Source organism: Streptomyces sp. NPDC104814, from assembly GCF_055583185.1.
Genome location: NZ_JBVJOL010000001.1, coordinates 1,434,022 through 1,446,378, shown reverse-complemented (window position 1 = coordinate 1,446,378; position 12,357 = coordinate 1,434,022). Strand labels below are relative to the sequence as shown.

Annotated in this window: 9 protein-coding genes; 3 read left to right on the top strand and 6 right to left on the bottom strand. The window is 73.6% G+C overall.

Features of this window, described 5'->3' with window-relative positions; genetic code table 11:
- Positions 1–169 precede the first annotated feature (169 nt).
- The gene (locus ACZ64A_RS06160; RefSeq protein WP_469808517.1) at positions 170–1,366 is read left to right on the top strand and encodes a cytochrome P450 family protein; all 1,197 of its coding nucleotides are present in this window, start codon (positions 170–172) and stop codon (positions 1,364–1,366) included.
- A gap of 16 nt (positions 1,367–1,382) precedes the next feature.
- Here ACZ64A_RS06160 and ACZ64A_RS06155 read toward each other — a convergent pair whose 3' ends face one another.
- The 3 genes from ACZ64A_RS06155 to ACZ64A_RS06145 all read right to left on the bottom strand — a co-directional run bounded on the left by ACZ64A_RS06155 (position 1,383) and on the right by ACZ64A_RS06145 (position 3,608).
- Positions 1,383–2,174: a VOC family protein gene (locus ACZ64A_RS06155; protein ID WP_469808515.1), complete on the bottom strand. Its 792-nt coding sequence runs from the start codon at positions 2,172–2,174 to the stop codon at positions 1,383–1,385.
- 122 nt (positions 2,175–2,296) lie between these two features.
- Positions 2,297–2,782 carry a flavin reductase family protein gene (locus ACZ64A_RS06150; RefSeq protein WP_469808514.1) on the bottom strand — a complete coding sequence of 162 codons (486 nt, stop codon included), beginning with the start codon at positions 2,780–2,782 and terminating at the stop codon, positions 2,297–2,299.
- A gap of 82 nt (positions 2,783–2,864) precedes the next feature.
- Positions 2,865–3,608, bottom strand: a complete 744-nt coding sequence (locus tag ACZ64A_RS06145) for an AraC family transcriptional regulator (RefSeq protein WP_469808513.1) — start codon at positions 3,606–3,608, stop codon at positions 2,865–2,867.
- Between the two features lie 54 nt (positions 3,609–3,662).
- On the opposite strand from ACZ64A_RS06145, the gene ACZ64A_RS06140 reads away from it, so the two are divergent.
- Positions 3,663–4,850, top strand: a complete 1,188-nt coding sequence (locus ACZ64A_RS06140) for an MFS transporter (protein ID WP_469808511.1) — start codon at positions 3,663–3,665, stop codon at positions 4,848–4,850.
- 37 nt (positions 4,851–4,887) lie between these two features.
- Complete coding sequence (locus ACZ64A_RS06135; RefSeq protein WP_469808510.1) at positions 4,888–5,736, top strand: aldo/keto reductase; 849 nt, start codon at positions 4,888–4,890, stop codon at positions 5,734–5,736.
- A 24-nt stretch (positions 5,737–5,760) separates the two neighbouring features.
- On the opposite strand, the gene ACZ64A_RS06130 is transcribed toward ACZ64A_RS06135, so the two are convergent.
- The 3 genes from ACZ64A_RS06130 to ACZ64A_RS06120 form a co-directional block, all read right to left on the bottom strand.
- Positions 5,761–8,373: a SpoIIE family protein phosphatase gene (locus ACZ64A_RS06130; protein WP_469808508.1), complete on the bottom strand. Its 2,613-nt coding sequence runs from the start codon at positions 8,371–8,373 to the stop codon at positions 5,761–5,763.
- A 638-nt stretch (positions 8,374–9,011) separates the two neighbouring features.
- A complete protein-coding gene (locus ACZ64A_RS06125) occupies positions 9,012–10,445 on the bottom strand; it encodes an aminotransferase-like domain-containing protein (protein ID WP_469808507.1) in 1,434 nt (477 codons plus the stop codon).
- Positions 10,446–10,551: 106 nt separating this feature from the next.
- Positions 10,552–12,312: an MOSC domain-containing protein gene (locus tag ACZ64A_RS06120; protein WP_469808506.1), complete on the bottom strand. Its 1,761-nt coding sequence runs from the start codon at positions 12,310–12,312 to the stop codon at positions 10,552–10,554.
- Positions 12,313–12,357 lie beyond the last annotated feature (45 nt).

Below are 12,357 nucleotides of genomic sequence, written 5' to 3'. Positions count from 1 at the left end.
TTCCGCGATGCGGAATAATATTTCCTCCATACGATACAGAAGCACCCTGCATCCGGACAGACGGCCTCCACACGCCCCCGCCGGCCGGCCTGGGCCGGTGAACCACTGGGCCCACGGCGCGCGCTCGGCCAGGATGAGTGCCTGAACGTCTCCTGTGAGGTGGTAGTCCATGAGCATCGTCGATCTCGCCGCGCTCGGTGAGTCCTTCACCCGCGACCCGTATCCGGTGTACGCCCGGTTACGTGAGCAGGGCCCTGTCCATCACGTCCGGATGCCCGAAGGGGGCGCCCTGGCCTGGCTCGTGGTCGGCTACGAGGCCGGGCGCGCCACGCTCGCGGACCCCAGGCTGACGAAGGACTGGAGCAAGGCCTCCCCCTCCCTGCCGATCGGCTCCGTCTCCTCCGGTATGCACATGCTCCGGGCCGACCCGCCGGACCACACCCGTCTGCGCAAGCTGGTCGCCCGTGAGTTCACCCCGCGCCGCGTGGAGGAACTCGCCCCGCTCGTCCAGAAGACCACCGACGCGCTGCTGGACCGGATGCTCGCGTCCCCCGGCGGGCGCGCCGACCTCGTCGAGGCGCTGTCCTTCCCGCTGCCGATCACCGTGATCTGCGAACTCCTCGGCGTGCCGGACCTGGACCGGGAGTCCTTCCGCACCTGGTCGAACGAGGCGCTCGGCGGTGTGGACCCGCAGGTCCGCAAGGCCGCCGCGGTGTCGATGGCCGGCTATCTGGCCGAGCTGGTGGAGGGCAAGCGCGAGCGCTCGGGAAGCGACCTGCTGAGCGCGCTGATCCACAGCTCGGACGACGACGGCGACCGGCTGTCCCACGACGAACTGATCGGCATGGCCTGGCTGTTGCTCGTCGCGGGCCACGAGACGACGGTGAACCTCATCTCCAACGGCGTCCTCGCGCTGCTGACGCACCCCGCGCAACTGGCGGCCCTGCGCGCGGACCTGACGCTGATGGACGCCGCCGTGGAGGAGATGCTGCGCTACGACGGCCCGGTGGAGACGCCCACGTACCGCTTCACCGTCGACCCCGTGACCATCGGCGACACCGTCGTCCCGGGGGGCGGCGAGCTGGTCCTGGTCGCGCTGGCCGACGCCAACCGCGATCCCGGCCGGTTCGCCGACCCGGGCCGGTTCGACATCACCCGGGACGCCCGTGGCCATGTGGCGTTCGGCCACGGCATCCACTACTGCCTGGGCGCACCCCTGGCCCGGCTCGAGGCGCGCATCGCCATCCGGGCGCTGCTGGAGCGGTGTCCCGATCTGGCCCTGGACATCCACCCCGCGGCCGTCACCTGGCGCTCGGGAATGCTGATCCGCGGTCCGCAGAGCCTGCCCGTGCGGTTCACCCGGTAGCGGCGCGGCGGCCGCGTCAGCTCTGGGCGGGGGCGAGCACGACGAAGTCCGCCTGGGACGGGTCGAGGCAGACCGCGAGTCTGCCCACGCCCTCCATGTCCGCCGGGCCCATCTGCACGCTGCCGCCGCCCTCGGTGACCTTGGCGATGGCCGCATCGCAGTCCGGGACGTCGAAGACCGGGTGCCAGTAGGGCCGGCCGCCCGTCAGGCTCAGGTCCTCCGGGCGCAGCTGCATCAGGCCGCCCTGCATGCGCTCCTCGGGCTGCCCGGCGGGCGTGATGATGGTGTACGTGCCCTCGCCGCCCGGCATCTCCATGGCGGAGTACTGCCAGCCGAGGACGGAGCCGTAGAACTCCTTGGCCGCGGCGGCGTCGGTCGTGTAGAGCTCGGTCCAGGACAGCGATCCGGGCGCGCCGACCAGCTCGAAGCCGGTGTTGCGCCCCGGCTGCCAGACGGCGAACTGAGCGCCCTGCGGGTCGGTGAACTGCGCCATCTTCCCCCAGTCGCCCAGGTCGCGCGGCTCGACGCGGACCGTGCCGCCGGCCTGCCGCACCGCCTGGGTCGTGGCGTCGGCGTCGGTGACGCAGTAGTAGATCATCCAGGCCGAGCGCGCACCCTCCTCGGTCAGCCTGCCGAGGCCGGCGACGGTCTTGCCGTCCTTGCGCAGCGCTCCGCCTTCCATGTCGCCGCCCATCGGCTCGAACTCCCAGCCGAGCACCGAGCCGTAGAAGGAAGCGGCGGCCTTGATGTCCGGGGCGCCGAGGTCGATCCAGCAGGGCACGCCCGGAGCGAGGTCAGTGGTGAGCACGGTCGGTTCCCTTCCGTAGGTTCGCTGCCACCCAGAGTGACACCGGCCACTGACAATCGCGCGCTGAACGACCCCTGGTGCGGTGACGCCGGGGAGCCCCTCCCGGCCCCGCACGCCGGGATTCAGTCCGCCGGGTGCCCCGGCTCGATGTCCAGGGCGTCGCGCAGGCGCAGCAGGGGCGCGTCGGTGGGCCGGGCGCCCCAGCGCTCCGGTTCCAGGACGAAGCAGACGTGGTCGCCGCTGTCCAGGACGTCCCGCACGGTGCCCGTGAACCACGCAGCCGCGTCCTCCAGGACGACCGCGTCGCCGTCCTCCCGGCGCCAGCGCGCCCGTGCGAACTTGTCGACGCTGTCGCCGGTCTCTCCGCCGAACAGCTCGGCCAGTTCGTGCTGGTCACGGGTGAGGAGATGCACGGTGAGCCGGTCCGCGGCGCGGGCCACGCCGTAGGTGTGATTGGCCTTGGACAGCCACACCGCGTACCGGGCCGGCTGGATGGAGCACTGGGCGGAGAACCCGACGAGGCAGCCCGAGCGTTCCTCCCCCGCCACGGCCGTGACCACGCACATCTCGGGGTTCAGCCGGTCCATGAACGCGTCGGCGCCCGCCATCTGCCCCAGCACTCCCGTCCCCGGCCACCGCCGGCCCCACGGCACCCTTCCACGATCACCCTACGACTGCCCCGCTCCCGCCTCACCACGCCTGGTGGCGGCCCGGGGTGTGGCCGAAGGTACGCCGGAAGACATCGATGAAGGCGCTCGCGGACGCCCAGCCGCACCGGTGCGCCACCGTCGTGACCGGGGTGTCCTCGGCCAGCAGCACCAGGGCGTGGTGCAGGCGGACCTGGGTGCGCCACTGCGGGAAGGTCATGCCGAGGTGGCTGCGGAACAGCCGGGAGAGCGTGCGTTCCCCGGCGCCGACCTCGCGGCCGAGTTCGGCGAGGGTGCGGCCGTCGGCGGGATCGGCGCGCACGAGCGCGCACAGCGCCCGCAACCGGGGCTCGGCCGGCATCGGCAGGTGCAGGGGTTGCTGGGGCGCGGCCCGCACCTGGTCGAGCAGCACGGCCATCAGGCGCCGCCGCTCGGGGCTCTCGGTGCCGGGGGCGTGCGTGCAGGCGATGATCAGCTCGCGCAGCAGCGGGCTGACGCTGAGCACGGTAGGCGTGTCCAGGCCGAGCGGGTTGGCGGTGGTGGGCAGGCCCAGCAGGTGCAGTTCGAGGTCGCCGTGGGCCTGGTGGGCGTGCACGGTCCCGGCCGGGATCCACAGGGCCCGGGTGGCCGGTGCGATCCAGGACCCCGCGTCGGTGGTGACGGCCAGGACACCGCGCCCGGCGTAGGCGATCTGGTGGTCCTCGTGCCGGTGGGCGTCGATCCCGGCCCCCGGCGCCAGACGCTGGGTGCGAGTCGGCGCGACCGGCGTGTGGCGGATCGTCGTCATTGATTGGCAGATTATCGGAAGTACGACATCGGGCGCGGCGCCGAGCATGAACGGGTGCGCAGGAACTCATCGATCATGCTGCTGTCCGTCGGCCATGCCTGTGTCGACATCTACCAGGGGGCCGTGGCGTCCCTCGTCCCGTTCTTCGTCGCCGAGCGTGCCTATGGCTACGCCGCGGTCTCCGGGATCGTGCTCGCCGCCTCGCTGCTGTCGTCGGTGGCGCAGCCGGTGTTCGGGCTGCTCACCGACCGCCGGCCGTTGCCCTGGCTGCTGCCGTGCAGCACGCTGCTGGGCGGGCTGGGCGTCGCGCTGTGCGGACTCGGCGGCTCCTACGCCCTGACCCTGGCGTGCGTGGCGCTCTCCGGCATCGGTGTCGCCGCCTACCATCCGGAGTCCGCCCGCGTCGCCCGGATCGCCTCCCGGGGCAGTCACAGCGCGATGGCCTGGTTCTCGCTGGGCGGCAATCTGGGGTTTGCCACCGCTCCCCTGCTGGTCGCCGCCGTCGTCGCTCCGGCGGGACTGCGCTGGACGCCTTTCCTCGCCGTACCGGCGGCCGTCGGCTGCGCGCTGTGCCTGCCGGTCCTGCGCGCGCTGGGGCACGGCGGACGGGGCGGCCCGGCCACGGCGGTGGCGGCCGGGCGCGACGACACGGCGTCCTTCGTGAAACTGACGGGTGTGGTCGTGTGCCGCTCCGTCGTCTTCACCGGCCTGAGCACGTTCGTGGCCCTGCACGTCGAGCAGCGCACCCACGGCGGTACGGCGGCGGGCACGGCGGCGCTGTTCGTGCTGTACCTCGGTGGCGCGGTCGGCTCGGTGCTCGGCGGGCACCTGGCCGGCCGCTGGGACCGTGTGACGGTCTCCCGTTGGTCGTACCTGCTGAGCGTCGGCGCGGTGGCCGGGGTCGTCCTCGCAAGCGGTCCCGCCCTCTTCGTCTTCGTCGCGCTGACCTCGATCGGGCTGTACGTGCCGTTCTCGCTCCAGGTCACGCTCGGGCAGGACTACCTGCCGAGCCGGATCGGCACCGCGAGCGGCATCACGCTCGGGCTGACCGTCAGCGTCGGCGGACTCGTCAGCCCGCTCGTCGGCGTCCTCGCCGACGCGACGTCGCTGGGTACCGCGCTGACCCCGCTGATCCTCATGCCCGCGCTGAGCTGGCTGCTGCTGCGCACCCTGCCCGAACCGGCCGCGCCCGTCGTGCCCACTTGGAGCACCGGCCGGGACACGACGCCGTCCAGCGGGTAACGGTGCACCGACCTTCCGTCGAGCGTGGGGACAGCGCATGCAGACCGTCACACTGAACAACGGCGTCGAGATGCCGGTCCTCGGCTTCGGCGTCTACCAGATCCCGCCGGAGCAGACCGAGCAGGCCGTCGCCGACGCCCTCGCCGCGGGCTACCGCTCACTGGACACCGCGGCCGCGTACGGCAACGAGGAGGCCGTGGGCCGCGCGATCAGGAGCAGCGGCATCCCGCGTGAGGAGCTGTTCGTCACGACCAAGCTGTGGGTCTCGGACGCCGGGGAGGACCGGGCCCGGCGCGCCTTCGAGACCTCGCTGCGCAAGCTGGGCCTGGACCGCGTCGACCTCTACCTGATCCACCAGCCGTACGGCGATGTGTACGGCTCCTGGCGGGCGATGCAGCGGCTGCTGGGCGAGGGCCTGGTGCGGGCCATCGGGGTGTCCAACTTCTACCCGGACCGCCTGGTGGACCTCATCGACCACAACGAGGTCACGCCGGCGGTGAACCAGATCGAGACCCACCCGTTCTTCCAGCGCACGGCGGACCAGGACCTGATGCGCGAGCGCGGGGTGCAGATCGAGTCGTGGGGGCCGTTCGCCGAGGGCCGCAACCGGCTGTTCACCCACCCCGTCCTCGCCGGCATCGCCACCGCGCACGGCAAGTCCGTCGCGCAGGTGGTGCTGCGCTGGCTGATCCAGCGCGACGTCGTCGTGATCCCCAAGTCGGTGCGCGCCGAGCGGATGGCGGAGAACATCGACGTCTTCGACTTCGAGCTGACCGGCGAGGAGATGGCGGCGATCGCCGCGCTGGACACCGGGGCGTCGCTGTTCTTCGACCACCGCGACCCGGCCATCGCCGGCCGGCTGGGCACCGTCACCCTGGAGTCCTGAGCCGCCGGCCGGCCGCGGGCGCCGTCACCACGCCATCTCGTCGATCAGCAGCGTCGCGTCCGGCAGGGCGCTGCCGCCCAGGTTCTGCTCGGCCCAGATCACCTTGCCGTGCGCCGCGTACCGGGTGCCCCAGCGCTCGGCGAACTGGGAGACGAGGAACAGGCCCCGGCCGCCCTCGTCGGTGGTGGCGGCCCGGCGCAGCCGCGGGGAGGTGTTGCTGCCGTCCGACACCTCGCACACCAGGGTGCGGCCCAGCAGCAGCCGCACCCGGACGGGCGCGGCGCCGTAGCGGATGGCGTTGGTGAGCAGCTCGCTGAGGATCAGCTCCGTGGTGAACGACTCCTCCTCCAGCCCCCACTCCTGGAGCCGGCGGCCGACCTCCGACCGCACGCGCGACACCTCCGTGACGTCGAACGGCACGTCCCAGGTGGCGACCTTGTCCTGGTCGAGCAGCCTGGTCCGGGCGACGAGCAGCGCCACGTCGTCGGTGGGGTGCGCGGGCAGCATCGTGTCCATCAGCGCCCGGCAGGTCTCCTCCGGTGTGCCGCCCGGGCCGGTCACGGCCGTGCGCAGCAACGCGAGGCCGTCGTCGATGTCACGTCCCCGGTCCTCGATGAGCCCGTCCGTGAACAGCACCAGGCGGCTGCCCTCGGGCAGCTCCAGCTCACCGCACTCGAACGGGAACCCGCCGACGCCGAGCGGCGGGGACACGGGGACGTCGGGGAACGTGACCCGGCCCTGCGGGTCCACGACCGCCGGGGCGAGGTGCCCGGCGCGGGCCAGGGTGCAGCGGCCGCCGACCGGGTCGTAGATGGCGTACAGGCAGGTGGCGCCGGTCAGCGGGGCCGGGGCGGTGTCCGCGGTCTCCGCCTGCGTGTCCAGCCGTGCCACCATCTCGTCGAGGTGGCCGAGCAGTTCGTCGGGGGCCAGGTCCAGCGAGGAGAAGTTCAGCACGGCGGTGCGCAGCCGGCCCATGGTGACCGCCGCGTGCAGCCCGTGTCCGACGATGTCGCCGACGACCAGCGCCACCCGGAAGCCGGGCAGCGGGATGACGTCGAACCAGTCGCCGCCCACGCCCGACTGCGCCGGCAGGTAGCGCCAGGCGACCTCCAGCGCGTCCTGCTCCGGCAGGTCCCGCGGGAGCAGGCTGCGCTGAAGGGTGACGGCCATGGCGTGCTCGCGCGAGTAGCGGCGGGCGTTGTCGATGGCCACCGCGGCCCGGGCCACGAGTTCCTCGGCGACCGCGACGTCCTCCTCCTCGAACGCCGGTGAGCCCTCGCCGCGCCAGAAGTTGACCATGCCGAGGACGACGCCGCGCGCCCGCAGCGGCACCGTGATGAGCGAGTGGATGCCGTAGTCCAGGGCCCGTCTCGCCCCCGCCGGGTCGTGGGCCCGCCAGTCCTCCGCGTGGTGCAGGTCCGTCACGAGGACGGCCTTCCCGCCGTGCAGGGCGGCGACCATGGGCGTGTCGGCCGCCACGAACCGGATCAGATCACCGACCGGCTGCAGCGGATGCCCGGTCTGCGACTCGCTGAGCGCGGTGCGCCGCATCTGCTTCACGGCACCGGAGGGCTCCTCGCCGCGCAGTACGGAGTCCAGCAGCTCGACGGTGACGAAGTCCGCCATGCGCGGTACGGCGACCTCGGCCAGCTCCTCCGCGGTGCGCCGCATGTCCAGCGTGGTGCCGATGCGCACACCGGCCTCGTACAGCAGGGTCAGCCGGCCGCGGGCCACCTCGGCCTGGCCGGAGAGGGCGCGCAGCTCGGTGGTGTCGCGGAACGTGGCCACCAGGCCCTGGACGCCGCCGTAGGGCTCGGTCAGCCGGGTGTTGACCGCGAGCAGCCGGTCCCCGGCCGGGACGACCTGGTCGGAGACGGCCTCGCCGGAGGCGAGGATGCGGGTCGGGCCGGGACCGAGCCCGAGGTCGGTGACCTGCCGCTGGTCGGCGTCCGCCGGGAGGTCCAGCAGGCGGTGCGCCTCGTCGTTGGCGAGCAGCACCCGGCCGTCGGGGCCGACGATCAGCACGCCTTCGCGCACGGCGTGCAGGACGGCGTCGTGGTGCTCGTACATTCTCGTCATCTCGGCGGGGCCCAGGCCGTGCGTCTGCCTCCGCAGCCGCCGGCCGACCAGGGCGGCGCCACCGGTCGCGAGGGCCAGCGCCACCGCCGACGCGCCGAGCATCACCGGCACCTGCTGGTTCAGCACATGGCCGAGCGTCTCGATCTGGATGCCGGCGCTGACCATGCCGACCACCCGGCGGCTGGCGTCGGTCACGGGCACCACCGCGCGCACCGCGTCGGACGGCTCTCCGTGGAAGGTCTCGGTGAAGGCCTCGCCCGCGGCGGCCCGTTCCACGCCCTGGGCGCGGGTGCCGATCAGCGAGGGCTGGGTGTCGGTGATCCGCACGCCGCGCCGGTCGAGGACGGTGATGAAGTCGACCCCGGATCCGTGGGCGGCCTGTTGGGTGGGGTCCTCCAGCAGGGCGGTGGCGTTCGGGGACTGGAGCGCGAGGGCGGTGCCGGGGGCGTGCGCGAACGCCTCCGCGGTGGCCAGGGAGCGGTTCCTGGCGTTGCGCTCGCCGTCGTAGCGGCCCTGCACGACCAGGGCGGTGGCGGCCGCGGCGACGAGGACCAGCATGATCAGGGCTTGGAGCAGGAAAACCTGGGTGGCGAAGGTGCGGACGCTCAGTGACGGGGACAGACGGTGACCCGGCGACCGGCGGTCCTGGGCGCCGTCGCGATCCCCGCGGCCTGCCGCGCCCGCCCGGCGGGCCCGGTTTCTCCGGGCTCCCGGGGTTTCTTGGTCCCCCTGCGGCCGAGGCGCATCACGCAGCCGCCGTGCGCCGCTCGGCGGCGGCGCGGCCCTCGCCCGGGACCAGCGCGACCGTCCGCCCATGTCCCCCTTTGTAGCACCGCACCTTGGGGACGGGCGAACGGTGACGGCCCGTCCGGGGCAACGACGGCGGTCACGCACAGCAACCGTGTGCCGCGGCGGCAGCGGGGCGGCGGGCCGCCGGAGCAAGGCTGCCCCGACCGTGCGCCGTCACCGGCCGGAACAGCGTCGGCCCGACCGCGCACAGCCACCGCCCGCGGCGAGCCGCCGGGATCACGCGTCACCGCCCGCGGGAGCAGCGCTGCCGCCACCGCCGCGTGGGGCAGGATTGCCCCGCAGGGCCCCGGCGAGAACGTCGTTCAGCGACCGCGGGCCCGTGCCGGGCGGCCCGGTCGAGGCCGCCGTTCGGCTCTCCTTCCTGTTCCTTCATCCCGGCTTGTCGTCTACACCCGGGTGGTGGTGGACCACGTCGGGCGGCCGCGGGAGAGGGCGTCGGTCAGGGTGTGCAGGGCGCCGGTGAGCGTGCCGACGTCGGGGGCGTTGCCGAGGCACAGCCGGAAGGCGCGCGGTGGCGGCTGGTCGGCGGCGCTGTAGTAAAGGGTGGGGCTGACGGAGATGCCCTGGCCGTCGGCGAGGGCGAGCGCCTCGGAGGCGGTCCAGGGCGCGTGCAGCTCCACCCAGGCATGCAGGGCGTCGGCGCGGACGTGACGGATCGCGGGCGACTCGGCCAGCAGGTGTACGGCGGCGGCGCGGCGGCGGCCCATCTCCTGGCGCTGCCAGGCGAGCAGGCGCTCGGCCGTGCCGTCCTCCAGCCAGCGCAGGGCGACCGCGGTGGCGAGCGGGGACGGGTTGAAGACGGTGGCGCGGATGAGCGCGCCGAGGCGGCCGGCCAGCTCGGGCGGTCCGGCGAGGAACCCGCAGCGCAGGCCCGGGGCAAGGGTCTTGGACAGGCTGGTGAGGAAGAGGGTGCGTTCGGGGGCCAGGGCGGCCAGCGGGGGCAGACCGGTGTGGTCGGAGAGCAGCCCGAAGACGTCGTCCTCGATGATGACCAGGTCGTGGCGGCGCGCGATGTCGACGATGGCCTCGCGGCGGCCGAGCGGCTGGGTCGCGGCGGTCGGGTTGTGGGCCGTCGGCATGCAGTACAGGGCGCGCGCGGAGGGGGTGGCGGCGCAGGCCTCCTCCAGCGCCTGTGGAACGAGGCCCTCGTCGTCCATGGCGACGGCGGACATGCCGAGGCCCAGCATCTGGGCGGCGGTCTTGGCGCCGGGGTAGGTCAGCGCCTCGGTGAGCAGGGTCTCACCGGCGCGCAGCACGGCGCCGAACGCCACGAGCAGCGCGTGCTGGCTGCCGGAGCAGATCGCCACCTGTTCCGGGGTGATGTCCAGTCCGCTGCGGGCGAGCCAGCCGCAGGCGGTGCGCCGGTGGTCGTAGGCGCCGATGTCGGACTCGTAGCCGAGCAGGCCCCCCAGGTCGGCGGTACCGGCGAGGGTCGTGAGGGTGCGGCGCAGCAGCTCCTCGTGCCGGCCGCGCGCGGGGGCGTTGACCGCCATGTCGTACCGCACGGGCGCGTCGGCGTCGCCGGGGTCCGGCGTGTCGCGCAGGTGCGGGATGCCGGAGGCGCCGGCGACGAAGGTGCCGCGTCCCACGGTGCTGGTGACCAGGCCCTGTTCCTCGGCCTCGCGGTAGGCGCGGCTGACCGTGGGGACGGCGACGCCGAGCGCCCGGGCCAGTTCCCGGTGGGTGGGCAGGCGGTCGCCCGCCGACAGACGGCCGGTGGTCACGGCGGTGGCGATCGCCTCCGCGATGCGCCGGTAGACCGGCCCACTCGTCCCGTCGTCGGCCAGCAACTGCGCGAACAGGCGGGGATCGGCCGCCATCGTTCTCCTCTTCTCGTCCAGGCGTCTCTCGTCCAGGAATGGCGTTCTCGTCCGGGCGTCGCGGACGGTGCTCGCGGGGACCGTCGGACGGTCGTCCGTGGGCCCCTTACAGGTCGATCATGACGCTTGTGGTGGGACGAGCACAGCACACGGGGACCTGTCCCGGCTCCACGGGGGCCGTCGGTTCGATCACATAGGCGACCTCGCCGTCGTCGAGACCGGTCACACAGGTGCCGCACAGGCCGGTGCGGCAGGAGGCGTCGGGTCGCAGACCGGCCTGTTCGGCGAGGGCGAGCAGGCTGAAGGTGTTCTCCCGCCAGGGCACGGTCACCCCGGAGCGGGCGAAGGTCACCGTGACCGGCCGTCCGTCGGCGTCCCGCGCCACGGCACCGGCGTCCGCCTGCTGCTCGGTCCGCTCCTCGCCGTCCAGGGGCCGGGCCGCGCCGAAGAACTCGTGGTGCACCCGGTCGGCGGGCACACCGAGACCGGCCAGCGCGGCGACGACGTCCGCCATGAAGCCGACGGGTCCGCAGACGTAGTAGTCCGCGTCGAGCGAGGGCAGGATCCGCTCCAGGACGTCCGGGGTGAGCCGGCCCGTCTCGTCGAAGTCCCGTCCCAGGGTGTCCTCGGGCAGGGGGCGGCTGAAGAGCAGGTGGGTGCGCAGCCCGTCCCGGGATTCGGCCAGCCGGCGCACGTACGGCCCGAAGGCGAGCTCGCGGGACGAGCGGGCCTGGTGGACGAAGTGGACCGGACGGGCCGGTGCACCGTCCTGCCCGGCGAGTTCGGTGAGCATGGCCAGCACCGGGGTGATGCCGATGCCCGCGCTGACGAGCACGACGGGGCGGCGGCCCGGCTGGACGACGAACCGGCCACGCGGCGCCCGGGCCCGCAGTCGCGCGCCGACCTCGATCTCCGTGTGCAGATGGTTCGAGGCGACGCCCGCGGGGACGCCCGGCGCGCCGGCGGGGGCGGGCTCGCGCTTGACGGCGATGCGGTAGCCGAGGCCGTCGTCGGTGCGGCCGGCCACGGTGTAGGTCCGCACGACGGGCCGCGGCGTCCCGGGGACGTCGAGCGAGAGGGTCAGGAACTGTCCGCCCGCGAAGTCCGGCAGCCGCTCGCCGTCCGGGTCGGCCAGGTCGAAGGAGACGACGTCCGCGGCCTCCCGGCGGCGGCCCGTGACGACGAGGGCACGCTCACCCGCCCATCCCTCGGCGGTTCCGCGGACCCGGGCCAGCAGCCCTTCCGCCTTGGCACGCAGGAGCGGCGGCAGGTCGGCGCAGTCCAGGACGCGGGTGAGGGCCGCCTCGTCGGGCCGCTCCCGGTGCAGGACGCGGGCGAGTTCCGCGACGGACAGACCGCTCTCGCCCCGGCGCACCCGCTCGATCTTCTCGCCGGCCCGGATCGGGCCGGGCTGGAGCACACGGCAGAAGAAGCCCACGCGTCCGCTGCTCAGATAGCGGGCCGGGAACTCCTCGTCGCCGAGCCGGACACCCATCTTGCGGCAGGGGATGCGCGGTTGGGTGACCCTCAGGAGCACGTCGCCGATGCGCAGCTCGTCACCTACGGCGATCTCGTCGTCCGCGGGGCCGTCGACGGTGAGGTTCTCCCCGAAGGTGCCGGGCGCCAGCTCGCGGCCCAGTTCGCGCTGCCAGTCCTCGTAGTGACGGAGCTGGTAGCACAGCACGGCGCGGTCGCGGTCGTCGGCGTCGTCGACGTGGTCGTCGGCGGCGAGGCCGTCCGGTCCCACGGGCACGGCGCCCTGCGCGGGGTGCTTGTCGAAGCCGGTGACGATCGTCTCGCCCTGGACGGTCATCGGCTGCGCCTGCCCGAGGTTGACCGAGAGCAGCTCTCCGAAGATGTGGGTCATGCGGGAGAAAGTAACAGTACAATTTGCGACCACGCAAGACATTGT